Annotated in this window: 26 protein-coding genes; 22 read left to right on the top strand and 4 right to left on the bottom strand. The window is 67.4% G+C overall.

All coding sequences use genetic code 11. The features are described from left to right. The first annotated feature begins 34 nt into the window (after positions 1-34). The 4 genes from BWQ93_RS17610 (at position 35) to BWQ93_RS17595 (ending at position 8,152) form a co-directional block, all read left to right on the top strand. A complete protein-coding gene (locus BWQ93_RS17610) occupies positions 35-1,954 on the top strand; it encodes a proprotein convertase P-domain-containing protein (RefSeq protein WP_077031627.1) in 1,920 nt (639 codons plus the stop codon). 1 nt (position 1,955) lies between these two features. Next, entirely contained in the window at positions 1,956-4,313 is a 2,358-nt protein-coding gene (locus BWQ93_RS17605) for a beta strand repeat-containing protein (RefSeq protein ID WP_077031626.1), read from the top strand. Between the two features lie 41 nt (positions 4,314-4,354). Then, entirely contained in the window at positions 4,355-5,728 is a 1,374-nt protein-coding gene (locus BWQ93_RS17600) for a glutamate--cysteine ligase (protein WP_077031625.1), read from the top strand. A gap of 162 nt (positions 5,729-5,890) precedes the next feature. Continuing rightward, entirely contained in the window at positions 5,891-8,152 is a 2,262-nt protein-coding gene (locus BWQ93_RS17595; protein ID WP_077031624.1) for a TonB-dependent receptor, read from the top strand. Between the two features lie 152 nt (positions 8,153-8,304). Here BWQ93_RS17595 and BWQ93_RS17590 read toward each other — a convergent pair whose 3' ends face one another. Then, positions 8,305-9,693, bottom strand: a complete 1,389-nt coding sequence (locus BWQ93_RS17590) for a methyltransferase family protein (protein WP_077031623.1) — start codon at positions 9,691-9,693, stop codon at positions 8,305-8,307. 392 nt (positions 9,694-10,085) lie between these two features. Here BWQ93_RS17590 and BWQ93_RS17585 point away from each other — a divergent pair, with 392 nt between their 5' ends. The 3 genes from BWQ93_RS17585 to BWQ93_RS17575 are packed head-to-tail and all read left to right on the top strand — an operon-like array spanning position 10,086 to position 11,945. Beyond that, positions 10,086-11,288, top strand: a complete 1,203-nt coding sequence (locus tag BWQ93_RS17585) for a M23 family metallopeptidase (protein ID WP_083721002.1) — start codon at positions 10,086-10,088, stop codon at positions 11,286-11,288. Between the two features lies 1 nt (position 11,289). Then, positions 11,290-11,688: a bactofilin family protein gene (locus tag BWQ93_RS17580; protein WP_077031622.1), complete on the top strand. Its 399-nt coding sequence runs from the start codon at positions 11,290-11,292 to the stop codon at positions 11,686-11,688. Positions 11,689-11,744: 56 nt separating this feature from the next. Next, complete coding sequence (locus BWQ93_RS17575; protein ID WP_443029350.1) at positions 11,745-11,945, top strand: DUF2945 domain-containing protein; 201 nt, start codon at positions 11,745-11,747, stop codon at positions 11,943-11,945. Here BWQ93_RS17575 and BWQ93_RS17570 read toward each other — a convergent pair. The 3 genes from BWQ93_RS17570 to BWQ93_RS17560 form a co-directional block, all read right to left on the bottom strand. Next, positions 11,942-13,702, bottom strand: coding sequence for a sensor domain-containing diguanylate cyclase (locus BWQ93_RS17570; RefSeq protein WP_077031620.1), 1,761 nt, complete (start codon positions 13,700-13,702; stop codon positions 11,942-11,944). The genes BWQ93_RS17575 and BWQ93_RS17570 overlap by 4 nt on opposite strands. A gap of 62 nt (positions 13,703-13,764) precedes the next feature. After that, positions 13,765-14,058, bottom strand: a complete 294-nt coding sequence (locus BWQ93_RS17565; protein WP_198040417.1) for a DUF1905 domain-containing protein — start codon at positions 14,056-14,058, stop codon at positions 13,765-13,767. Then, positions 14,058-15,566, bottom strand: coding sequence for a YifB family Mg chelatase-like AAA ATPase (locus BWQ93_RS17560; protein WP_077031619.1), 1,509 nt, complete (start codon positions 15,564-15,566; stop codon positions 14,058-14,060). Before BWQ93_RS17560 ends, BWQ93_RS17565 begins: the two co-directional genes overlap by 1 nt. Before the next feature lie 353 nt (positions 15,567-15,919). Between BWQ93_RS17560 and BWQ93_RS17555 the strand changes: the two genes are divergently transcribed. From BWQ93_RS17555 to rpmH, 15 genes are all read left to right on the top strand, one after another. Beyond that, a complete protein-coding gene (locus BWQ93_RS17555; protein ID WP_083721221.1) occupies positions 15,920-16,573 on the top strand; it encodes a TetR/AcrR family transcriptional regulator in 654 nt (217 codons plus the stop codon). A gap of 73 nt (positions 16,574-16,646) precedes the next feature. Then, complete coding sequence (locus tag BWQ93_RS17550) at positions 16,647-17,084, top strand: VOC family protein (protein ID WP_077031618.1); 438 nt, start codon at positions 16,647-16,649, stop codon at positions 17,082-17,084. A 24-nt stretch (positions 17,085-17,108) separates the two neighbouring features. Then, complete coding sequence (locus tag BWQ93_RS17545; protein WP_198040416.1) at positions 17,109-17,525, top strand: DoxX family protein; 417 nt, start codon at positions 17,109-17,111, stop codon at positions 17,523-17,525. Continuing rightward, a complete protein-coding gene (locus BWQ93_RS17540) occupies positions 17,522-17,740 on the top strand; it encodes a DUF4287 domain-containing protein (RefSeq protein ID WP_077031616.1) in 219 nt (72 codons plus the stop codon). Before BWQ93_RS17545 ends, BWQ93_RS17540 begins: the two co-directional genes overlap by 4 nt. A 31-nt stretch (positions 17,741-17,771) precedes the next feature. Next, complete coding sequence (locus BWQ93_RS17535; RefSeq protein ID WP_083720998.1) at positions 17,772-18,746, top strand: alpha/beta fold hydrolase; 975 nt, start codon at positions 17,772-17,774, stop codon at positions 18,744-18,746. Positions 18,747-18,787: 41 nt separating this feature from the next. After that, positions 18,788-19,462, top strand: a complete 675-nt coding sequence (locus BWQ93_RS17530; protein WP_077031615.1) for a glutathione S-transferase family protein — start codon at positions 18,788-18,790, stop codon at positions 19,460-19,462. A 34-nt stretch (positions 19,463-19,496) separates the two neighbouring features. Beyond that, positions 19,497-20,216: a DUF1428 domain-containing protein gene (locus BWQ93_RS21530; RefSeq protein ID WP_077031614.1), complete on the top strand. Its 720-nt coding sequence runs from the start codon at positions 19,497-19,499 to the stop codon at positions 20,214-20,216. 157 nt (positions 20,217-20,373) lie between these two features. Beyond that, a complete protein-coding gene (locus BWQ93_RS17520; RefSeq protein WP_077031613.1) occupies positions 20,374-20,925 on the top strand; it encodes a GFA family protein in 552 nt (183 codons plus the stop codon). Positions 20,926-20,989: 64 nt separating this feature from the next. Beyond that, positions 20,990-21,784 (top strand): VOC family protein, encoded by a 795-nt coding sequence (locus BWQ93_RS17515; protein ID WP_077031612.1) that lies wholly within the window; start codon positions 20,990-20,992, stop codon positions 21,782-21,784. 26 nt (positions 21,785-21,810) lie between these two features. After that, entirely contained in the window at positions 21,811-22,317 is a 507-nt protein-coding gene (locus tag BWQ93_RS17510) for a VOC family protein (RefSeq protein ID WP_077031611.1), read from the top strand. Beyond that, positions 22,304-22,756, top strand: a complete 453-nt coding sequence (locus BWQ93_RS17505; protein WP_077031610.1) for a hypothetical protein — start codon at positions 22,304-22,306, stop codon at positions 22,754-22,756. Before BWQ93_RS17510 ends, BWQ93_RS17505 begins: the two co-directional genes overlap by 14 nt. After that, positions 22,756-23,409, top strand: a complete 654-nt coding sequence (locus BWQ93_RS17500; RefSeq protein WP_198040415.1) for a glutathione S-transferase family protein — start codon at positions 22,756-22,758, stop codon at positions 23,407-23,409. Before BWQ93_RS17505 ends, BWQ93_RS17500 begins: the two co-directional genes overlap by 1 nt. 107 nt (positions 23,410-23,516) lie before the next feature. Beyond that, entirely contained in the window at positions 23,517-24,311 is a 795-nt protein-coding gene (locus BWQ93_RS17495) for an alpha/beta hydrolase (RefSeq protein WP_077031609.1), read from the top strand. A gap of 233 nt (positions 24,312-24,544) precedes the next feature. Further along, the gene (locus tag BWQ93_RS17490) at positions 24,545-24,880 is read left to right on the top strand and encodes a PGPGW domain-containing protein (protein ID WP_077031608.1); all 336 of its coding nucleotides are present in this window, start codon (positions 24,545-24,547) and stop codon (positions 24,878-24,880) included. A 101-nt stretch (positions 24,881-24,981) separates the two neighbouring features. Then, a complete protein-coding gene (rpmH, locus tag BWQ93_RS17485; RefSeq protein ID WP_037517054.1) occupies positions 24,982-25,116 on the top strand; it encodes a 50S ribosomal protein L34 in 135 nt (44 codons plus the stop codon). Positions 25,117-25,130 lie beyond the last annotated feature (14 nt).

Raw genomic sequence — 25,130 nt, 5'->3', positions numbered from 1 at the left:
TGGGGCCCGGCAAACGCAGCTGTGGCGGGCGCTGATGGCGCTCGTCCTGCTGGCGTTCGCCGCCGTTGCAACCCCCGCGCGCGCGCAGACCATAACGACCTACAGCAACAGCACCACGGGCACGATCAACAACGGCACGACCTGCACCGCGCCGCTGGTGCGCAATTTCACCGTGTCTACGAGCTATCTCGTCGGCGACGTCGATCTCGGCGTGCTCGCGACGCACAGCTGGCGCGGGGACCTGCGCATCACGTTGCAGTCGCCCGCGGGCACGCGCGTCCAGCTCGTCGATGGCGACACGAACAATATCTCGGGCGACAATTTCAACGTCCGGCTCGACGACGCCGCGGCGAGCACGGTCAACACCGACGGCAACACCGCGAACCATTCGACCAGCGCGCCGCCGTATCAGAACCAGTTCGCCCCCAACGCCGCGCTCTCGGCGTTCAACGGCCAGAATGCGCAGGGCACCTGGCGGCTGGAGATCTGCGACCAATATCCGCAGGCCGACAATGGCAGCTTCACCCGCGCCGACCTTTACATCACCAGCCTGCCCGCCAATTATGCCGACCTGTCGCTGACCAAGGCGGTGAGCAACGCGTCGCCGAACAACGGTGCGACGATCAGCTACACCCTGAGCGTCACAAACGCGAGCGGCTCGCCGCAGAGTGCGACAGGGGTGACGGTCGAGGACATTTTGCCCGCGGGCTTCACCTTTGCCAGCGCCTCGGGTTTCGGCAGCTACAACAGCGGCACGGGCGTCTGGACCGTCGGCAGCGTTCCCGCGGGAACGACGCGCACGCTGACCATCAGCGGCACTGTCAATGCCACCTCGGGCGCGACGATCGTCAACAGCGCCGAGATTACGGCGTCCTCGATCACCGACAGCGATTCGACCCCGAACAACGGCGCGATCGGCGAAGACGATTATGACAGCGTCAGCTTCACCGTCGCGGGCAGCCGCACCGCGGGTACGCCGCCGACGCTTGTCTGCAGCGCGGGCACGACGACGCACGACTGGGACAGCATCAGCTGGTCGGCGGGGACGACCAGCGGCAGCTATGCGCTCGCCAATATCGGCACGATGAACTTCGCCATCGCGATCAGCGGCGGCAGCTTTTTGAGCAACGCGACCTATGGCGGCCAGTCGCCGACGAGGCAGAATGTCGTGACCGGCGGCTTTTCGCCCGCGCAATATTCGATCTTCGAGCTGGTCGACATGACCAGCCAATCGGGTAGCGTCACCAGCACGATCACCTTGCCGACCGCGGTTCCGGGCGCGCAGTTCCGCCTGTTCGACATCGATTATAACGCGAACCAGTTCGCCGACCGCGTGACCGTGACCGGCAGCTACAATGGCGCCAGCGTCACCCCGACGCTGACCAACGGCGTCAGCAATTATGTCGTGGGCAACAGCGCGTATGGCGACGTCGTCGCCGCCGACACCAGCGCGAACGGCAATGTCGTCGTCACCTTTTCGTCGCCCGTCGACACGATCGTCATCAACTACGGCAACCACTCGACCGCGCCGACCGACCCGGGGCAGCAGGCGATCGCGATCCACGACATCGTCTTCTGCCGCCCGACGACCAACCTTGTCTTCGCCAAGACGAGCAGCATCGTCAGCGACCCGACGAACGGCACAACCAACCCGAAGGCGATCCCGGGCGCGGTGATCCGCTATTGCCTGCTCGTCACCAACACCGGAAGCGCCACCGCGACGAGCGTCGCGATCAACGACGCGATCCCCGCGACGATGACCTACACCCCCGCCTCGCTGCGCAGCGGCACCAGCTGCGCCGGCGCGACGACGGTCGAGGACGACAATGCGACGGGTGCCGACGAGAGCGACCCCTTCGGCGCGGCCTTTGTCGGCACCAATGTGACCGCGAACACCGCCAGCCTCGCGCCGGCCGCGGCGATGGCGATCGCCTTTACCGCCACGGTCAACTGAGATGGCCGCCCGCGCGCATTTCCTGCCCGCGCTGCTCGCCGCGGCGCTCGCGCTGACGGGCACCGCGCACGCCCAGCGCGTCATCGTCAATCCCTCGTTCGAGGCGAACGACCCGCAGGGCGCCGGCGCGGCCAATTACGAAATCTATTCGAACGGCGAGGTGTCGGGCTGGAACTCGGTCTCGGGCGAGGTCGAATTGTGGGACGGCGGCTTCAACGCGGTCCCCGCCTATGACGGCGCGGTCTTTGCCGAAATGAACGCCAATGTTCCCGGCGCACTCTATCAGAATATCTGCATGGTCAATGGCGAGACGATCGGCTGGACCTTTGCCCACCGCGCCCGCGCCGGCGGCCCGGCCACCCAGACCGCACGCTTCCAGATCGCAAACAGCAGCGGCACACAGCTCCAGCTTCTCGCCACTCAGGCCTCGACGATCAACAATGTCTGGAACGTCAATTCCGGCACCACGACCTATACGGGTGCGTCGGGGGTCCAGCGCGTCCAGTTCATCACCACCGACGCGGGCAGCTTCGGCAATTTCCTCGACGACATCCGCATCAGCCTCAACCCCTTTGTCGAGCTGTCGGCGGCGACCGGTTCGGGGGTCGAATCGATCCCCTCGGCGAACATCCCCGCGCTGCGGATCAGCGGCACGCTCTTCTCGGCGCGCACGGTCAACGTCAGCATCACCGGCGGCACCGCGACGCGCGGCACCGACTATACGACGCCGAACGGCGCGGCGAGCTTCACCGTCACCATCCCCGCGGGGACCTATCAGAACACCACCGTGCCGCTCGGCATCGCGGTGATCGACGACACCGCGACCGAAAGCAGCGAGACGATCCAGATCGCGCTGAACACCGGCACCGGCTACACCGTGTCGAGCACGTCGAGCTGCGGCGGCACCCCGATCACCGCCGCCACGTACACGATCACCGACAACGACTCGCCCGTCGTGCTGACCAAGGCGTGGACGAACGGCATCGCGAACGACGCGGTCAGCCTGGCGATCAGCGGCGGGCTCGTCCCCACCGCGGGCAGCTCGACCGTCGGCGGCACGACGACCAACGCCACCGCGGTGGCCGTCGCGGGATCGACGCTCACGCTGACCGAGGCGTTCACCACGGGCGCCGCGGCCAATTACACAAGCAGCCTCGAATGCCGCCGCAACAGCGACAATGCCGTCGTGACGACCGCGGGCACCGGGCTCAGCCGCACCGTGACGATGCCCAGCGGCACCTCGCTCACCTGCACGTGGACCAACGCCCGCAAGTCGGCGACGCTCGTGGTGCGCAAGACCTGGGTCAATGCCTTGACCACCAACGCGGTGACCGTCGCGACCACGGGGCTGATCAACAACGCGAGCCTCGCCTCGGTCGCGAACAGCGCTAACGAGACCGACACCAATGCAGCGGTCACCGTCTACGCCGCCGAAGCCGCCACGCTGACCGAAACCTTCACCGCGGGCAGCGGCGGCAATTATAGCCAGGCGCTCGCCTGCACCGGCAATGCCACCGCGCTCGCGGGCAGCGTGCTGACAGTAAACCCCGCGGACACCGCGATCGTCTGCACCTTTACCAACAGCCGCATCGCCCAGCAGCTGCGCCTCGCCAAGGCGTGGAGAGGCGCGACGACCGGCCACACCGCAAGCGCCACGACGAGCGGGGGCACCGCCAATCCGACCTTTAGTTCGACCGCGCCGACCGCGACCACCGGCAGCTATGTCAACGTCCGCGCGGGCGATGTCGTGACGCTGCCCGCAGAGACATATGGCGGCGGCGCGGTCGCCGCGCTCTACAACGCCAGCGTCGAATGCACCGGCGGCAGCCCGCTCGCGAGCGGCGCGACCGGGCGCACGCTGACGATCCAGGGCAGCACGACCGCGACGACCTGTACCTACACCAACGCCTATGTCCTGCCCCTGACGATCGCCAAGACTTCGGCCGCGTACAGCGACCCGCAGAACGGCACCACCAACCCCAAGCTCATCCCCGGCGGCTTCGCGACCTACAGCCTGACCGTCACCGCCCCCGCGGGTACGCAGGCGACGAGCAACAGCGTGATCGTCACCGACGCGCTCCCCGCGAACCTCGCGCTGTTCGTCGGCACCTACGCCCCCGGCCCCGGCCCGCTCGCCTTTGCCGCGGGATCGAGCGGCCTCACCTACAGCTTCACCAGTCTCGCGAGCACGAGCGACGACCTCAGCTTCTCGAACAACAATGGCGCCAGCTTCACCTACACCCCGGTCGCCCACGCCGACGGCGTCGACCCCAATGTCACGCACATCCGCATCAATCCCAAAGGCAGCATGGCACCCGGATCGAGCTTCACGATCAACCTCCGCGCGATGGTGGAATAGCCCCAATTGCATTCTGTACCGGATAGTCTAGATGGCGCGCTATGAGCACGCGCACCGCCTCCGACAGCAACGATCCCATCGTCGAAAACCGCGACCAGCTCGCGGCCCCCATGATCAAGGGCGAGAAGCCCAAGGACCGCTGGCGCATCGGCACCGAGCACGAGAAATTCGTCTATCGCACCGCCGACCACCGCGCGCCCTCCTATGACGAGCCCGGCGGCATCCACGACCTGCTCATGGCGCTCACCCGCTTCGGCTGGGAACCGGTGATCGAGGGCGGGAAAGTCATCGCGCTCGCGGGCAGCGACGGCACCGTCAGCCTCGAACCCGCGGGGCAATTGGAACTGTCGGGCGCGCCGCTCGAAAATCTCCATCAGACCTGCGCCGAAACCGGGCGCCATCTGAAGCAGGTCAAGGAAGTCGGCGCCGAGCTCGGACTCGGCTTCCTGGGGGTCGGCATGTGGCCCGACAAGACCCGCGCCGAGCTGCCGATCATGCCCAAGGGCCGCTACAAGATCATGCTCGAGCATATGCCGCGCGTCGGCACCATGGGGCTCGATATGATGCTGCGCACCTGCACCATCCAGACCAACCTCGATTATTCGTCCGAGGCCGACATGGTGCAGAAGTTCCGCGTTTCGCTGGCGCTCCAGCCGCTCGCCACCGCGCTCTTCGCCTCGTCGCCCTTCACCGAGGGCAAGCCCAACGGCTATATGTCGTACCGCAGCCATATCTGGACCGACACCGACCCCGCGCGCACCGGCATGCTGCCCTTCGTGTTCGAAGAGGGCTTCGGCTATGATCGCTATGTCGACTATATGCTCGACGTGCCGATGTATTTCGTCTTCCGCGACGGGAAATATATCGACGCTGCGGGACTCAGCTTCCGCGATTTCATGAAGGGCGAGCTCTCGGTCCTCCCCGGCGAACTGCCGCGCCTCAGCGACTGGAACGACCATCTCTCGACCGCCTTCCCCGAGGTGCGTTTGAAGAGCTTCCTCGAAATGCGCGGCGCCGACGGCGGACCGTGGAACCGCATCTGCGCGCTCCCGGCGCTGTGGGTCGGGCTGCTCTATGACCAGGGCGCGCTCGACGCCGCCTGGGATCTCGTCAAGGGCTGGAGCATCGAGGAGCAGCAGGCGCTGCGCGACGCGGTCCCCAGCGAAGGCCTCGACGCGCCGGCGCCGGGCGGCGGCACCGTCGGGCAGCTCGCGCACCGCGTGCTCGACATCGCCGCACAGGGGCTCGCGGCGCGCGGCGAGGTCAATTCGATGGGCGACAACGAGGTCGGCTTCCTCGAACCGCTGCGCCGCATCGCCAAGAGCGGCAAGGCGCCCGCGCACGACCTGCTGGACCGCTACGAGGGCCCGTGGCACCACGACCTGTCGAAAATCTACGACGAGCTTAGCTTCTAAAGGCAGCCCCCGGCTGTCACAAACTGCAGCAATTCGGCAACACTGCTGACACGAACGTCAGCGCGGCGTCGTTCGGCGATTGATAACGCGCGCGCGCGGAGTCAAAGGGCGGCTGGTTTATCCGCTCTCCCACTCTCCCTCTCTGTTTCAGGAAGCTTGCCCATGCGCCACTTTCCTTCCGCTACCGCTATAGCTCTCGTTCTCGCCGCCACCGGCTTCGCCGTGCCCGCCGTCGCGCAGGACACCGCCCCCGTTGCCGACGACAGCGGTCTCACCGACATCATCGTCACCGCGCAGCGCCGCGAGGAAAGCCTGCAGGACGTCCCCGTCGCCGTCTCAGTCCTATCGGGCGACACGCTCGGCGCGATCACCTCGACCGGCTCCGACATCCGCGCGCTCGCCGGCCGCGTGCCCAGCCTCAACATCGAGAGCTCCTACGGCCGCTCCTTCCCGCGCTTCTATATCCGCGGCCTCGGCAACACCGACTTCGACCTCAACGCCTCGCAGCCGGTCAGCCTCGTCTATGACGATGTCGTGCTCGAAAACCCGATCCTGAAGGGCTTCCCGATCTTCGACCTCGACCGCGTCGAGGTCCTCCGCGGGCCGCAGGGCACGCTCTTCGGCCGCAACACCCCCGCGGGCATCGTCAAGTTCGACACCGTCAAGCCCGGCAAGACCGGCGGCTATGCCAAGGTCAGCTACGGCCGCTACGGCACCAGCCAGGTCGAGGTTGCCGCTGGCGCCGCCGACGACAATGGCTTCTCGGTCCGCCTCTCGACCCTGTTCCAGCACCGCAATGACTGGGTCGACAATGTCGCGACCCCGGCGAAGAAGGACCTCGGCGGTTACGACGACATCGCCGCGCGCCTCCAGCTGCAATATGAAAGCGGCCCCTTCACCGCGCGCGCGGTCGGCCAGGTCCGCGTCTACGACGGCTCGGCGATCATCTTCCGCGCCAACACGCAGATCCCGGGCAGCAACGACCTCGTCGGTCTCGGCGGCGCGGGCACCGAATTCGAGCGCGACAAGGTCTATCAGGACGGCATCAACTTCCAGAAGCTCAACACCTATAACGCCGGGCTGAACCTCGAATATGATTTCGGGCCGGTGACGCTCTATTCGATCACCTCCTATTGGAACGGCAATTTCAAGAGCCGCGGCGACATCGACGGCGGCTTCGGTGCGGTGTTCCTGCCGGTGTCGGGCCCCGGCCTGATCCCGTTCCAGGCGCAGAGCCAGGACAATGTCCCCAGCCTCGACCAGTTCACGCAGGAAATCCGCGTGGCGTCGAACAATTCGACCGGCCTCGGCTACCAGTTCGGCGTCTTCTATTTCGACGAAGGCCTCGACATCACCAGCTTCGAATTCGGCGGCCCGACCGATGCCACCCCGTCGGCGATCGCGGTGCAGCGCCAGGACAGCGAAGCCTATGGCATCTTCGGCTCGGTCAATTACGCGTTCGACAATGGCCTGAAGCTCCAGGCCGGCGCGCGCTACAACCACGACACGCGCGATTTCGTCGCCGCGCGTCCGGTCGAAACGCGCCCGCCCTTCGTCGTGAGCCCGAACACCCCGGTCCCGCCGCAGGCCGCCACCGTCAAGGGCAAGCTCCTGACCTGGGACGCCAGCGCGACCTATGAAGCGTCGGACGCGGTCACCATCTACGCCCGCGTCGCACGCGGCTATCGCGCGCCGTCGGTGCAGGGCCGCCTGACCTTTTCGCGCGTGATCTCGACCGCCGACCAGGAAGAGACGATCTCGTACGAGGCGGGCATCAAGACCGCCTTCCTGAACGACAAGGTCCGTTTCAACCTGACCGGCTATTATTTCGACACCAAGGACCTGCAGCTGACCGCGGTCGGCGGGACCGCCAACGTCGCGAGCCTGCTCAACGTCGATGCCAAGGGCCATGGCGTCGAAGCCGAGCTGCAGGCGGCACCCGCCCCCCGCCTCACCTTCTCGGTCGGCGGCGCGTGGAACGTCGCCGAGATCGACGATGCGGGCGCTTTCGTCGCGGGCTGCGGCTCGGCGACGCCGTGCACCGTGCTCGACCCGCAGCGCCCCGGCAGCCCCGGCATCTTCTCGATCGACGGCAACCAGCTGCCGCAGTCGCCGAAGTGGACGGTGAACTGGACCGCGGGTTACGAAATCCCGGTCGGCGACGGCGCCGTCTATGCCTTCACCGACTGGTATTACCGCTCGAAGGTGCAGTTCTTCCTCTATCGCTCGGTCGAATTCTCGGACGACAAGCTGCTCGAGGGCGGGCTGCGCGTCGGCTACAAGACCGACCGCTTCGACGTCGCGGCCTTCGTCCGCAACATCACCGGCGACAAGTCGGCGACCGGCGGCATCGATTTCAACAACCTCACCAGCTACGTCAACGAACCCCGCATCTGGGGCGCCGAGGCGAGCGTGAAGTTCTGACAAGGTCCATCCTCCCCACTTGTGGGGAGGTGGCAGCCGCGTAGCGGCTGACGGAGGGGGCTCGCGTCCTCAAGCGGCGTTGCCGCAAGGATGCCCGCCCCCTCCACCGCCTTCGGCGGTTCCCCTCCCCGCAAGCGGGGAGGATTTTGTGCTTACGCGACCGGCCCGATCCGCTCGTCGGGTTCCAGCCGGATCAACGGCCGCTTGCGCCCGCTCAGCTTGGCAAAGAAGCGCGGCACCGGCGCATTCTCCTGCGCCCAGTTCCAATAGGCCTGATAGGCGGGATCGGCGAGGAGGTGCTTCTCCTCGGTCTTGGCGCGCCAGTAATAGACCCCGCTGACCAACCCCAGCAGCACCGTGTTGCGCACCCCCTCGACCCAGCCGCCGCTGGTCGCGAGGAAGGGCATCGCGCCGATCCACCAGCTCAAATTCTTCGAGAGATAGGCCGGGTGGCGCGTATATTTATACGGCCCGTGGGTCAGCACGCCGCGGTGCGTGAGGTTCGAGAAGCGGATGCCGAACGCCATCGTCGCCCAGCTGTAGATCGCGGTCAGCGATACCAGGGCGACCGCCCATATGACCATCACCGTGTCATGGCCCTCGAGCCAATAGCCCCAGTCGGACCCGTTGACCTGATAGTCGAGCGGGCCGCCGTTCATCAGGATGAAGGGCGGGTAGCAGACCAGCGCCGCGACCCAGGCCATGCCATAGGGATTCGCGGTGCGGATGTGCGAATCGAGCGGCTTCAGCGTCAGGATATAGCCGACCGTCGCGATATGGACGTCCACCAGATAGAGCAGGTTGATCGCCCACAGCCCGGTCATGTAGGGATTCGCGAGCACCTCGCTCATCGACACCGTCACCAGCGCCGAGAAATTGCCGGGCACGATCGACAGCATGAAGGCCGTGAAAAAGCCCTTCACGCCCCAGGCGCGGAAATGATGGCCGATCGCGCGGCCGTCGACGGGCTGGCCGGGCGCGATCAGCCAGCGCCCGAACTGGTAGCAGCCGTCGCGCGGCTCGATCATGCGGCGATCGAGCCACAGCATATAGGGCACCGAGATCAGCAGCAGCCACGGCGCGACGCGCTCGAGCAGGTCCATCGAGAAAGCGTAATTGCCCTCCCAATAATAGCGCATCAGCGCATAGGTCAGCGCGATCATGCCCCAGGTCGTCCAGAGGCCCGCGAGCTTGGTCAGGCTGATATCGACCGTCGCGCGCCACGGCCGGCGCAGCGACCAGTCGATGCCGGTCGAGGGGTTGCGATGCACCTTGTCGACGAAGACCGACCACAGCACCATCGGGATCGCACAGGCGAGCACGCTCGCGATCGCCGAATTGGGCCCCGAGAGCGGCCCGTGATTGCCCCAGTCGATGCCGAGGAAACCCGCGATCTCGGGCGCGTAGCGCGCGATCAGCAGATAGGAGAAGAGTCCAATCAGCCCGACGATGCCGACCCCGTTGCTGACCGCCGAACGCGGGCGCGCGACCGATTTCGCCGGGGATTCCGCGGCTTGCTCGGCGCCCGCGGGCACCGTCATTTTTGGCATATGCGTCACGCCTCCCGCCTAGCCAAAAATGGTAAGCAAGCCGTCAATGATGCGCAAAATCCTCCCTGTGGCGAAGCCATGGGGAGGGGGAGCGTCCGCGAAGCGGATGGTGGAGGGGCCATCGACGTCGGCGTTATCGCCCCTCCGTCAGCGCTCCGCGCTGCCACCTCCCCATCGCTGTGCGACAGGGAGGATTAACGGGCGATTCGGCGCGAAATCGCCCCAAAATGGCAGCGTTGCGGGTCTCTGACACCGTTCACCGCATCCCCCTTTCGACTCGGCGCGAGTCGTCGCCGCGGGATTCGCGAGTCGCCCGGACTCCTGTTAAGGCGCCCATCATTCGGGGCGGAGGGCTCCACATAATAACAAGATGGGGTCGCCACTTGTCATCGAAATCGACGGGCCTGCGCCATTGGCGCCAGCGCTTCAACGCGCTGTTTCAGGACCATGAAATCTTCATCCGCACGCACGGTCAGGTGCGTTTCCTTCGTATCAGCGCCAAATGGCAGAAGCGCGTCGCGCTCATCGCCGCCGCGGTGCTGCTCGCCTGGGCGGGCGCGACGCTGGCGGTGCTGGTCAACCAGCTGCTGACCTCGGGCGAGCGCGCCGCGGTGGCGCAGCAGCAGGCCGCCGCGGCCGCCGACTTGGCGCGGATCGCAAAATATCGCGACAGCGTCGCCGAAACCGCCGCCGACCTCGCCGAGCGGCAGGACCAGCTCGACGAATGGTCGAAGGTGCATTTCGGGGTCGAGGCCGACGCGGTCACCGCCGAGGAAGGCGCGGCCGCCCCCGAGCCGAAGGCCGAACCCGCCGCGCTCGAAACCAGCGCGATCGACCCCAGCCTGCCCCCCGAGGCGCAGGCGCTCGCGCGCCTCGAACAGCGGCAGGAAGCCTTCGCGGGCCGCCTGCTCGCCGCCGTGAACGACCGCGCCGCCAAGGCCGAGACCGCGGTGGCCGCGCTCGGGCTCGACCCCAAGGGCCTCGTCCGCAGCGCCGCGGCCGGCCGCGGTGGTCCCTTCATCCCGTACCGCGGCAAGATGGGCAAGGCGAAGGCCTTCGGCCCGTCCTTCGCCAAGCTCGAAGGCGCGCTGTTCCGCATGGAAGTGCTCGAGCGCACGCTCGTCGCGGTGCCCTCGGGCAACCCCGCCGACGTGATGATGATGTCGTCGGGCTTCGGCTATCGCAGCGATCCGTTCACCGGCGCGGGTGCGATGCACGCCGGCCTCGACTTCCGCGGCCCGATCGGCACCCCGATCCTCGCCGCCGCGCCGGGCAAGATCGTGTTCGTCGGCCAGAAGTCGGGTTACGGCAATGTCGTCGAGGTCGATCATGGTCAGGGTATCTTAACCCGCTATGCGCACTTGTCGGGGTTCACCACGCGGGTGGGAACGCAGGTCGCGGCCGGGGAACAGATCGCCAAAATGGGTTCGACCGGGCGCTCGACCGGTAGCCACCTGCATTTCGAAGTTCGTTTGAACGGCGTCGCGGTCAACCCCCGCCGTTTTCTGGAGGCCAAAGCCGATGTTCTCGAAGTCAAAGACGACGCCCGACAGCGAGTCGGTTCCGTCGCCAGTGCCGCCCGCTAAGATGGCGACCGGCGCGCGTCATACGACCTTTTCGATCCTCGGATCGGACGTGGTCGTCACCGGCAATGTCTCGGCGACCGTCGACCTGCACGTCGACGGCAAGATCGAGGGCGACCTGAAATGCGCCAACCTCGTCCAGGGCGAGGCGAGCGAGATCAAGGGCGCGGTGGTCGCCGAGACCGCGAAGATTGCGGGCCTCGTCGACGGCTCGATCGAGGCGAAGACCCTGATCGTCCACGCCACCGCGCGGATCACCGGCGACGTCGTCTACGAAACGATCACGATCGAAAATGGCGGCAAGATCGACGGCAAGCTGTCGCACCGCCGCCACGGCGCGGGCGTCGCCAAGGCACCGCCGCCGCTCGAGGTCGTCGAGAATAAGGCCTCGCTCGGCATCTGACGCAACCCGCGATCACGCTGCTGCGTTCGCGGACGATGGCAGATAATCGATTTTCCGTGGGCGACCATGTCCATTGGGCGTGGGGACGCGGCGAAGGGCGCGGCCGCATCGCCGAGCGCTTCGAACGCCGCGTCGAACGTATCATCAAGGGCAGCCGCATCGTCCGCAACGGGTCGGCCGCGAACCCCGCCTATCGGATCGAGATGATCGACGGCCGCGAAGTGCTGAAGCTCGGCAGCGAACTCGGCGACGATTAGCGCGAGGTCATCGCCTCGCGGTCGGTCTGCTCGCCGGGCGCAGCCGTGCTGCTGCGCTGGATGACCACGCAGTCGCGCCCGCCGCGCTTGGCGTCGTAGAGCGCCTCGTCGGCCAGGCGGTAGAGCTGCTGGAAATCGCTCGCCGGGCGCACCTCGGCGACCCCAACGCTCGCAGTGACGATGCGCTCGCCGATGACCTCGCGATGGTCGCACGAAGCGATGCCGAGGCGGACGCTCTCGGCGAAGCGCGCGAGCACCATCCCGTCCATGCCGACGGTGAGCAGCCCGAACTCCTCGCCGCCCAGCCGCGCCGCGGTGCACATCGTCCCCTCCCAGCGCGCGATGCGGCGCCCGATCTCGCACAGCACCGCGTCGCCCGCGTCATGGCCGTGGATGTCGTTGATCGACTTGAAGCGGTCGATGTCGACCAGCAGCAGCGCCGCGGGCAGGTCCTCGGCGCGCGCGCGTTCGAGCAGGGGCGTTACGCTGTCGACGAAGCCGCGGCGGTTGGGCAATCCGGTCAGCGGGTCGCGACGCGCGAGTTGCTGCGCCAGCGCCTCCGATTCGCGCGCGCTGTCGCGCTCGACGCGGAGCGTCGCGAGCCGCCGCGTCGCCGAGGCCGACAGCCACAGCGCCTGCCACGTCGCCGCGGCGAGCACGAGCAATTTCGATCCGCCGCCCCACACGCTGTCGTCGACGTCGACGATATGGATGAAGGCGAGCACCGCCATCGGCAGGCACCAGGCGGCGAGAAAATCGCGCGCCTCAACCGAGCCGCGGCGCCACGCCCAGCCGAGGCAGAGCGCCACCGCGATCAGGTCGGTGACGACGAGCAGCCCGAGGACATTGCCCCACGCGGCGAGGCTATCGCTGCGGATGAGCGCCAGCGGGATGCCGATGACGCCGACGATAGCCCCGAGCGACAGCGCACCCGTGCGCAGCCAGCGCGGCACGACGCTGCGCTCGATCGCCAGCACCGCGCTCGCGGTGGCGACCGCGATGGCGAAACAGGCGAGCAGGGTCGCTAGCTGCGCCGACACCGTGCCCGCGAGGCCGGGGAAGAGCGCGAGATGCGCCTGCGACCAGAGCGCGCCCCAGACAAGCATCGTCGCCGACCAGCCCGCCTGCCACGCGAGATATTGCCGCCGCACCGCGACCGCGAGCGACAGGCTGTAGATGCCGCTGACGAGCAGCAACGTCAGCGCCGCGCCGACGCCGACCGCCATGCCGGTCGACTGCACCACCGCCTCGCCCTTGGGCAGCAGCCGCGCGCGCATCAATCCATAGCTCGCGAGCCGGTCGAAGCGCAGAGTCACGCTGCTGAGCTTCGCGCTGCGCTCCGGCGCCTCGAACAGGATCTGCCCGCCCGCGCGCCAGTGCGACCCATAATCGCCCTGCCGCACCTGCTGCCAGCGCGTCTGTCCGTCGGCGTAGGTGAAGGCGACCGCGAGCCGGTCGAAGCGCGTCTGGTGGACGAGCAAGGCGAGGTCGCCGCGCGCGAGCACCACCTTCGCCGGATCGGTGCGCAGCCACAGGCTGCCGCGATGATAGCCTTCGGGCGTGCCGGCGCAGGCATAGCGCAGCGATTCGAGACTACCGTCGGGCACATCGGAACCGCTCACCGCATGGCAGAGCCTGCCCTCGCCGTTCAGCGTCACCGCCTGCGCAGGCGCCGCGGCAAAGCCGAGCAGCAGCAGCGCCAGGCCGAGCATCAGCCGGCCGCAGAGCTTCGCCAGGGGATCGCGCAAGACGGTCATGCCCCGGCTATCGCAGCAATAGGTTGGAAAATCTTTACCATGATCGCGCGCGCTTTTCCGCCTCACCGGCGACCGACGCGCATCGCGACGCGCACGCTGTCGCCGAGCCCGACGCCTTCGGCCTTCTGCACCGCGACCTTCACCGGCAGCAGATAGGTGCCGTCGCGGGGGAAGAGCGAGGTCGCGAACTCGGTCGAACCAATCGTCGCGATCACCGGCACGACGCCCCAGCCATAGCTTTCGGAGAGCGCGGCATAGCGGATCTCGCCGACATGGTCGTCGGGCACCGGCGCGAAGAGGAAGGGCGCGGGGCCGCGCCATTCGATGATCACTGTGTCGAACACGATATCGTGCATCAGCTGCGCGGCGCCTGCCGCCGATAGCTCAGCGCCTCGGCGACATGGATGCGCCCGACGCTGTCCACGCCTGCGAGGTCGGCGATGGTGCGCGCAACGCGCAATATGCGCGTATAGCCGCGCGCCGAGAGCCGCATCGCCTCCGCCGCCTGCGCGAGCAGTTTCCGCCCCGGTTCGTCGGGGGTCGCGACCGTCTCGAGCAGCTCGCCGTCGATCTCGGCATTGGTGCGCGCCTTGTGTTCGGCGTAGCGCGCGGTCTGGACATTGCGCGCCGCGGCAACGCGCGCGGCGACCTCGGCGCTGCCCTCGGCGGGGGGCGGGAGCACGAGGTCGGCGGCGCGCACCGCCTCGACCTCGACGTGCAGGTCGATGCGGTCGAGCAGCGGCCCCGAGAGCTTGGCCTGATAGTCGGCGGCGCAGCGCGGCGCGCGGCTGCACGCGAGCGCGGGGTCTCCCAAATGGCCGCAGCGGCACGGGTTCATCGCTGCCACGAGCTGGACGCGCGCGGGAAAGGTGACATGCGCGTTGGCGCGCGCGACGCTCACCTCGCCCGTCTCGAGCGGCTGGCGCAGCGAATCGAGCACCGCGCGTTGGAACTCGGGCAGTTCGTCGAGGAACAGCACGCCAAGATGCGCGAGGCTGACCTCGCCCGGACGCACGCGCAGCCCGCCGCCGACGAGCGCAGGCATCGACGCCGAATGATGGGGGCTGCGAAAGGGCCGCGCACGCACGAGCCGCCCGCCCTCGAGCGTGCCCGCGACCGAGGCGATCATCGAGACTTCGAGCGCCTCGGCGGGCGTGAGGTCGGGGAGGATGCCCGGCATGCACGCCGCCATCAGCGACTTGCCCGCGCCGGGCGGGCCCGACATCATCAGATTATGCGCGCCCGCCGCGGCGATTTCGAGCGCGCGCTTCGCGGTTTCCTGCCCCTTGACCTGCGCGAGGTCGGCGCCGCGCACGGGCGCTTCGACCTCGCCCGGCACCGGCGCGGCGAGCAGGGCGCTGCCGCGGAAATGGTTGAGCAGCGACAGGAGGTCGGGCGCGCCGAGCACCTCGACCTGCCCCGCCCACGCCGCCTCGGGCCCCTGCGCCGCGGGGCAGACGAGCCCGCGCTCGACGCTCGCGGCGTGAATCGCGGCGAGCAGCACCCCGGGCGAGGACGCGACGCGCCCGTCGAGCCCGAGCTCACCGACCACGACGTAGGACGCGAGCGTCTCGGGATCGATCACCCCCATCGCGCCGAGCAGCGCGAGCGCGATCGGCAGGTCGTAATGCGAGCCCTCCTTGGGCAGGTCGGCGGGCGACAGGTTGACGGTGATCACCTTGGGCGGCAGCGACAGGCCGATCGCGGCGATCGCGGCGCGCACGCGCTCGCGGCTTTCGCCGACCGCCTTGTCGGGTAGCCCGACAACGACGAAGCGCGGCACGCCCGGCGTGATCTGGCACTGCACCTCGACCCCGCGCGCGTCGATGCCGAGATAGGCGACGGTGGAAACGATCGCGACCATAGACCCCCCGGCGGGCCCGGCTTTCGACCGATGTGCCCGCTTTGTTCCCCGCGTCCTTTTACGCCAAGCGGCGGGAAGGTCGAGTCTTTTTCGAGGATTGCATCGATAGCGGATCGATCGGCGGCGGCTTTGGGGTGGATTAGAAACCATCCTCACTTTCCGCTCGTGTCGAGCGAAGTCGAGACACCCTCAGGGAGCGCCTGCCTTCGCGTGTCTCGACTTCGCTCGACACGAACGGGATTTATAGGGCGGTTCGTCCATAATCGCCCGAAAACCGCCCCACCCACCCTGCATTTCTCGCACCCCCGATTGCACATTTGACAACATACCAACCAGTCGGTATGTTGATTCGCATGACGACGACGAATCGCCCTCCCTCCGACACCCAAGCGCCGCGCCGGGCTCCGCGTGGCAGCGCGCGCGCCGCGCTGATCGCTGCGGCGCACAGCACGGTGCGCAAACAGGGCTATGCCGCGACCAGCGTCGACGAGATTTGCGCGGTCGCGGGGGTCACCAAGGGCGCCTTCTTCCACCATTTCGCGTCGAAGGAAGCGCTCGCCGTCGCGGCGGCCGAGGGCTGGACCGAACGCGCGCGGCCGATGTTCGAACTCGCGCCGCACAACCGGCTCGACGATCCGCTCGACCGGCTGCTCGGCCATATCGATTTCCGCCTGGCGATGCTCGACGGCCCGACCGAGGATTATACCTGCTTCGTCGGCACGATGGTGCAGGAGGCCTATGCGACCAGCGACCGCATCCGCGCGGCGTGCGAGGCGAGCATCAACGCCTATTGCCAGGCGCTCGCCCCCGACATCCAGGCCACGATCGATCTGTACGGCGCCCCCGAGGACGTCAGCGCGATCGGCCTCGCCCAGCATGTCCAGTCGGTGCTGCAGGGCGCCTTCGTCCTGGCGAAGACCACGAACGACCCGGCGATTGCGCGCGGCACCGTCACCCATCTGAAGCGTTATGTCCGGATGCTGTTCGGACGCGGAGGCGCGGCTTGATGCGACAGGTAATTGCGGCCGCGCGCCGCCGACGCTGACTAACGAACCCCCACCCCCCCAAAGGAGAGAGTAGATGCCCCAGATGATTTTCGTGAACCTGCCGGTCACCGACCTGCCCAAGTCGAAGGCCTTTTACGAGGCGGTCGGCGCGGTCAACAACCCGGCCTTCACCGACGAGACCGCCGCCTGCATGGTGGTGACCGAGGGTTCGATCCACGTCATGCTGCTGACGCACGAAAAATGGGCGACCTTCACCTCGAAGGCGATCCCCGACGCGCACACCACCGCGCAGGTCCTGCTCTGCGTCTCGGCCGACAGCCGCGCCGACGTCGATGCGCAGGTCGACAAGGCGGTCGCCGCGGGCGGCAAGGCCGATCCGACCCCGACCCAGGAATATGGCGACTTCATGTACGGCCGCAGCTTCGAGGATCCCGACGGCCATATCTGGGAAGTGATGTGGATGGACCCGACCGCCATCCCCGCCGGCGAACCCGCCGAAGCCGCGGCCTGAGCCAGACCCGGGAGGAGGAAGAGCGTGACCGATGCAGTCCCCACCAAGGGTCAGTTGATGACCGGCCGCATATTGAGCGGGCTGGTGATCCTCTTCCTCCTCTTCGACGCCGGGCTCAAGCTCGTCTCGCCCGAGACCACGATCAAATATAGCCCGCCGGGGCTCGGCTGGCCGCTCGAGGTCGGCACCATGTATATGCTTGGGCTCCTGCTGCTGATCCCGACGTTGCTGCACATCTGGCGCCCGACGGCGATCCTCGGCGCGATCCTGATCACCGGCTATCTCGGCGGCGCGATCGCAACGCATGTCCGCATCAACAGCCCGCTGTTCAGCCACAGCCTGTTCGGGGTCTATCTCGGGCTGATGCTGTGGGGCGGGCTATGGCTGCGCGATCCGCGCGTCCGCGCGCTGATCCCCTTTTCGAAGGGAGCCGCGGCATGAGTTTCCAGGCCTATATGGACAATGTCGAGGCCAAGACCGGCCGGTCGCCCGACGCGCTGAAGGCCATCGCGATCGAAAAGGGCCTCGCCGACGACCAGGGGCTCGCCCCCGGGGTCAAGGCGGGCGCGATCATCGACTGGCTGAAGGCGGATTACGACCTCGGCCACGGCCACGCCATGTCGCTTGTCGCCTGGATCAAAGGCAAGCGGAGCTAGACTCCGTCACAAGATCAAGAGGAACAGTCCCATGACAGCTTTCCCCTCGCTGCCCCGTTTCCGCCGTCGCGCCCCGGCCATCGCGCGGGCCCTGCTCGCCACCGCGACTCTGCTGGCCGCCGCCCCCGCGGCGCTGCACGCCCAGACCCCCGCCCCCGCCCCCGCCGCGGTCTCGGCGGCCGCCAAGACCGGCTATGCCGAGGTCGACGGCGCGCGCATCTATTATCAGATCCATGGCGACCTGGCCTCGGACCGCACGCCGCTCTTGGTGCTGCACGGCGCCTTCATGTCGGGCGACGCGATGGCACCGCTGATCGCGCCGCTGGCGGCGACGCGGCCGGTGATCGCGATCGATGCCCGCGGCCACGGCCGCACCGGCGATGCGCCGGGCGGCCTCAGCTATGACCAGATGGCGCACGACGCTGCGGGCGTCCTCGCGGCGCTGAAGGTCGAAAAGGCCGATGTGCTCGGTTATTCGATGGGCGCCGCGACCGCGCTGCGTGTCGCGATGCTCCACCCCGAACGGACCGGCAAGCAGGTCATCATCTCGGGCGCCTACCGGCTCGACGGCATGCCGCCCGAACTCATCAAGAGCATCGCGAGCCTGACGCCCGAAATCTTCGCGGGCTCGCCGATGGAAAGCGGGTATAAGGCGCTGTCGCCGACGCCCGACGCCTTTCCCACGCTGGTCAACGAGATCAAGGCGCTCGATGCGACCGATTTCACCTGGTCCGAGGACGGGATCCGCGCGATCGAGGGCAAGACGATGGTCATCGCCGGCGACAATGACGGCACCACGCTCGAACATACGATCGCGCTGTTCAAATTGCGCGGCGGTTACGACCTGCCGACCATATTGCAGGGCTTCATGACCGAAGCGCCCAAGGCGCGGCTCGCGATCCTGCCCGCGACGTCGCACATCGGCATCATGGCCGAGGCGCCGGCGATCGCGGCGATGGTCACCGCCTTCCTCGACGACAAGGCGCCCCCGCCGCCCGCTTTCTGACACCCCGCCCCCCCCACACGACGCGATCAAAGGAGAGGATCATGTCCGTCAATCCCAATGCCAATATCGAGGTCACCGCCTTCGACTGGGTTCCCGACTTCGCGCGCGGTTTCGTCCGCGACCTGCGCCCGCGCTGGGCGTGCGAGGAGATCGGGCTCGATTATGCCGAACATCTGATCAGCGCGATCAACCGCCCCGCCGACCATTTCCTGTTCCAGCCGTGGGGCCAGGTGCCCGTGCTCAACGACGGCGGCATCCGCCTGTTCGAAAGCGGCGCGATCCTGCTCCATCTCGCCGAAAAGGACGCGCGCCTGATGCCGCGCGACCCGCAGGCGCGCGCGAACACGCTCGCTTGGCTGTTCGCCGCCTATAACAGCGTCGAGCCGATGCTGTTCGAGCTCGGCAATGTCGACATCTTCGCCAAGGACGAGGAATGGGCGCAGTTGCGCCGCCCCAGCCTGATCGAGTTCATCCAGGGCCGGCTCGGCCGCCTCAACGACGCGATGGGCGACAAGGAATATCTCGCCGACGAGTTCAGCGTCGCCGACATCGCGATGGCCACCGTGCTGCGCGAAGCCGTCGAGGCCGGGCTGATCGCCGAGCAGCCCAAGCTGCAGGCCTATCTCGACCGCTGCCTCGCGCGTCCCGCCTTCCAGCGCGCAATGGACGCGCAGCTGGCCGCCTTCAGCGAAGAAGCGGGACCGCCCGCCGCCTGATCCACCCCCTCCCATACCCCCAAGGAGAGACAAGATGACCTATGTAGAAGGATTTGTCGTCGCGGTGCCCACCGCGAACAAGGAAGCCTATCGCAAGCACGCCGCCGACGCCGCGCCGCTGTTCAAGGAATTCGGGGTCGCGCGCATGGTCGAATGCTGGGGCGACGACGTCCCCGACGGCAAGGTCAACGACTTCAAGGGCGCGGTCCAGGCGAAGGACGACGAGACCGTCGTGTTCAGCTGGTTCGAATATCCCGACAAGGCGACGCGCGACGCCGCGAACGCGAAGATGATGAGCGACCCGCGCATGGCGGCGATGGGCGGCGAGATGCCCTTCGACGCCAAGCGCATGATCATCGGCGGCTTCGAATCGATCGTCGACGACCGCGCGGAAGGCAGCACCGGCTATGCCGACGGCTATGTCGTCCCCGTCCCCGACGCCAACAAGGAAGCCTATCGCGCGATGGCCGAAAAGGCGTCGCAGGTGTTCCGCGACTATGGCGCGACGCGCGTGGTCGAGGCGTGGGGCGACGACGTCCCCGACGGCACGGTCACCGACTACAACCGCGCCGCCCACAAGCAGGACGGCGAAACGGTCGTCTACAGCTGGGTCGAATGGCCCGACAAGGCAACGCGCACCGCCGGCTGGGAAAAGATGATGAAGGACGAGCGGATGCAGCATGATCCGAACGACCAGACCTTCGACGGCAAGCGCATGATCTACGGCGGCTTCGAGCCGATCGTGATGGCGTAACCACTAATCCTCCCTGTGGCGTAGCCATGGGGAGGGGGACCGCCGCCGCAGGCGGTGGTGCAGGGGCAGTGACCTCGCGCCATGGCCCCTCCGTCAGCGCTTCGCGCTGCCACCTCCCCATGGCTTCGCCACAGGGAGGATCGAAAGGAGCGTTCCGATGACCGAAACGGATCTCAAGGAAAAGCGCATCGCATCCTGCTCGTGCGGCACGGTGACGCTCGAACTCGCCGGTCCGCCGATCGTCGCGGCGACCTGCTATTGCCACAGCTGTCAGGCCGCCGGGGCGGCGTTCGATGCGCTGCCGGGCGTGCCGGGTACGCTCGGCGCCGACGGCGGCACGCCCTATCTGCTGATGCGCAAGGACCGGCTCCGCTGGCTGTCGGGGTCCGACCGGCTCGACGAACATCGCCTCAAGCCCGATTCGCCCACGCGGCGCTTCGTCGCGCGCTGCTGCAACGCGCCCGTCGCCCTCGAATTCACCAAGGGGCATTGGCTGAGCATCTATTCGGCGCGCCTCGCCGAGGCCGACCGCCCGAAGCCCGAGATGCGCACGATCGTTGGCGACCGGCCCGCCGGCGTCGAACTGGCCGACGACATCCCCAATTACAAATCGCCGTCGGGCAAGTTCATGTGGCGGCTGCTCACCGCATGGGCCGCGATGGGCTTCCGCGCGCCCCCGATCGAAAAGACGAGGGGATATGCGCGATGATCCCCGAGAGGCGTGGCGACCGGTTCCCCCGCCAAACTCACTGACCCAAGCGAGGAGAGAGACGATGAATGCAGCATCGAACTTCATCTGGTACGAACTGATGACCAGCGATCCCAGTGGCGCCGCCGATTTCTATGGCGCCGTGGTAGGCTGGAAGATTCCCGACAGCGGCGAAGCGACCGCGGGCGGGGTCGATTACCGGATGATCGTCCGCGACGACGGCGGCAATGCCGGCGGCGTGCTCGCGCTCACCGCCGATATGGAAGCGGGCGGCGCGCGGCCGATCTGGCTCGGCTATCTCCACGTCGACGACGTCGATGCCGCGATCGTGGCGATCACCGCCGATGGCGGTGCGGTGCAGATGGGCGCGATGGACATCCCCGTCGGGCGCATCGCGATGGTCACCGACCCGCAGGGCGCGCCCTTCTATATCATGGACCCCGTCCCGCCGCCGGGCTCCGAAGGCATGGAGAGCGACGTCGTTTCAGTGGACCAGCCGCAGCGCGTCCGCTGGAACGAACTCGCCACCAGCGACCCCGACGCCGCGATCGCCTTCTACAAAAAACATTTCGGCTGGGGGCAGGAGGGCGAGATGCCGATGGGCGAGCTCGGCGCCTATCGCTTCATCCAGCGCGGCGACGTTGGCCTCGGCGCAGTGATGCCGCTGATGGAGGGTTATCCGGTGCCGGCGTGGAATTTCTACATCGGGGTCGACGACATCGACCGCGCGCGCGAAGCGGTCGCGGCGAACGGCGGCACGATCTCCAACGAACCGATGGAAATCCCCGGGGGCGAATATGCGATGAACGCAATCGATCCGCAGGGCGCGCCCATCGGCTTCGTCGGCCCGCGCAAATAATCCCCGAAGCACGAAGGAGAGACGAAATGAGCAACGGAACCGAACCCGTGACGATGTGCCTGTGGTACGAAAAGGACGCCGAGGCCGCGGCGAAATTCTACGCCGCGACCTTCCCGAACAGCGAGTTCGTCGCCGCGACGCGCTCGCCGAGCGATTTCCCCGACGGCAAGGAAGGCGACGTGCTGACGGTCGAATTCACCGTGATGGGCATCCCCTTCATCGCGATCAACGGCGGCCCGGCGTTCAAGCAGGACGAAGCCTTCTCGATCGTGATTAACACCGATACGCAGGAAGAGACCGACCGTTACTGGAACGCGATCGTGAACAATGGCGGCGCCGAGAGCATGTGCGGCTGGTGCAAGGACAAATGGGGCGTGAACTGGCAGATCAGCCCGCGCGTGCTGACCCGCGCGATGACCAACCCCGACCGCGCCGCCGCCAAGCGCGCGATGGATGCGATGATGGGGATGAAGAAGATCGACATCGCCGCGATCGAGGCGGCGCTGAAAGGCGAAACCGTTGGCGCGGCGTAACCCGGCGCTTTTTGCTTGGGCCCTCTGCGGCACGCTCGACATCGTCTATGCGGCGGCGTCGAGCGTGGTGCAGGGCGGCACCGTCTCGTCGATGCTCCACGCGGTCGCAAGCGGGCCCTTCGGCGACGGCGCGCGCCAATGGGGCATTGCGGGCGATATTGCGGGGCTGGCGACCCACTTCGCGATCATGGGCGCGATGGTCGCCTTCTGGTTCTGGGCGGTGCGCGCGAAACTCGCACTGGCCGAACGGCCCTGGTGGCTCAGCGGAACCATCTACGGCCTGATCCTTTATCTGGTGATGAACGCCGTCGTGCTGCCGCTCCGCTTCGGCTCGCCCTTCCCGCCCACCGACCTCGTCAAGGGCGCGGTCGCGCTCTTCCCGCATATCTTCTTCGTCGGCTGGCCGCTCGCCTGGCTGACGCGCAAGGAAAACCGCTGATGCTGATCTTCTATGGCCACCCCTTCTCGAGCTACACGTGGAAGGCGCTGATCGCCCTCTACGAAAAAGACATCGCCTTCGATTATCGCAACGTCGATCCGGCCGTCCCCGACCATATGCCCGAGCTTCGGGCGCATTGGCCGGTCGGGCAATTTCCGCTGATCGTCCACGACGGCGTCCCATATTTCGAGACCTCGATCATCATCGAATATCTCGACCGGCTGATCCCCGAACCGCGGATGATCCCCGCGGATCCCGACGCGGCGCTCAAGGTCCGCTTCTTCGACCGTATCTTCGACCATCATGTGATGGCGCAGGGGCAACATGTCGTGAACGACGCGATCCGCGGCCCCGACGGGCATGTCCCGTCGATCGTCGATGGCGCGAAGGCGAAGCTCGAGACGATCTACGCCTGGCTCGACAAGGAACTGGCGGGCGGCGGCTGGGCGACGCCCCATGGCTTCACCCTCGCCGACTGCGCCTCGGCGCCGTCGCTCTTCTACGCCGACTGGGTGCACCGCATCGACGAAAAATACGAAAATTTACGCGGATACCGCGCGCGGCTGCTCGCGCACCCGTCGGTATCACGCTGCGTCGAGGAAGCGCGCCCCTACCGCGCCTATTTCCCGCTCGGCGCGCCGGACCGCGATTAACCTCTCCGCAAGCGCCGTCCCGAAATGGCACGGCCACCCTCTGGTTAATGAACCGCTTACCGTGCCGCTTTGCCAATTGGCAAGCGCGCACGCGCGAGAGCGGAGGCATGATTTCGGCCTCCGCCCTCGTCCGTACGCTGATCGTCGCACTCTTCGCGTCGGTGCTGGCGTTCGCGCCGGCGAAGGCGCAGCAGGCCGGGCACACGACCGTCACCACGACGATCACGTGGAGCTATTCGGACGGTGGCGACGATGACGGCAGCTTCATCGACGAAGACGCCGCGCTGCTCGACGACGAGGCGGTCGCGAGCGACGAGGATGCCGAGGACACGGGCGTCGCGACGCGGCGCTACGCCCCCTCGGCGCATCTCGCAACCCTCGGCCGCGCCAAGGCGGTCTATGGGCCCTTCTCGGTGATCGACGCCACCACCGTCCGCATGGCGGGCGACGTCGACAGCGCGACCCCGCGCCAGTTCGCCGCGATGCTCGCCGCGCATCCGACGCTGAAGCGGCTCGAGATGATCGACTGTCCCGGCAGCCTCGACGAAGATGCGAACCTGATCCTCGCCCGCGCGATCCGCCGCCAGGGCATGGAGACGGTGGTGCCCGCGGGCGGATCGGTGCGCTCGGGCGCGGTCGAGCTGTGGATGGCGGGGGTCAAGCGCAGCGCCGCCCCCGACGCCGAGTTCGGGGTGCACAGCTGGGCCGACGAATATGGCCGCGAGGCGCGCGACTATCCCGCAAGCGACCCGGTGCACGCCGAATATCTTGGGCTTTACCGCGAAATGGGCCTCGAAGACGCCAAGGCGCGGGCCTTTTACGCGATGACCAACGCGACGCCGTTCGACGACGTCACCTACCTCACGCGCGACGACATGGCGCGATATGTGGCGCTGAACTGACCGCATTCCTTCTCCCTTGATGGGAGAAGGATACGCAGCCTTATGCCGAAGGCATTAGGCGAAGTTGGATGAGGGTGATGGGGCGTCCTTGCACCCTTCGCCTCAGGCCGAGAGCTCACCCCCACCGCTGCGACTAACGAACAAGGTCGTAAGTCTCGCTGCCTTCCCCATCGAGGGGGAGGTCGGCTGCTTTACGCTTGCAACACGCTGCCTCCCTCCCCACATCGCCCCGCATGGCAAAGCGCAGCCTTTACCAGCGATTGCGATCGACCGCGCAGGTGCGGCTCGCGCTCTTCTGCCTCGGCATATTGCTCATGATCACCGGCGTGCTGATCGGCCCGCTGCCCGGCCCCGGCTTCCTGATCGTCTTTCCCGTCGGGCTGATGCTCTGCCTCCAGAACAGCGCCTGGGCGAAACGCATCTATGTCCGCTTCAAGCGCCGCCACCCGCGCTACGCCGGCTGGACCGACCGCGTGATGCGGCGGGCGAGCGCGGCGCGGCGGCGCGAGCGCGAAGCGCTGAAGACCGAGGTTAACGTCACCGCGCCCGACCGCCGCGATGACAATTGACTTTCGCCCGAATCCTGCTTATTCGCGCCCCCATCAGTGGCCGCCCACGTTTGGCGGCCCTTTTCTGTTAAAGCCTTTGACGAGAATTAGGGACAACCGCGATGAAGCGTACCTTTCAACCGAGCAACCTCGTGCGCGCCCGTCGCCACGGTTTCCGCGCCCGCAAGGCAACGGTTGGCGGCCGCAAGGTTCTCGCAAACCGTCGTGCCCAGGGCCGCAAGAAGCTGTCGGCCTGATCGCTGACGCTGCA

This window comes from Sphingopyxis sp. QXT-31 (assembly GCF_001984035.1).
Lineage (GTDB): Bacteria > Pseudomonadota > Alphaproteobacteria > Sphingomonadales > Sphingomonadaceae > Sphingopyxis.
The sequence above is the reverse complement of the archived record's forward strand: the minus strand, read 5'-3'. Positions and strand labels throughout refer to the sequence as shown.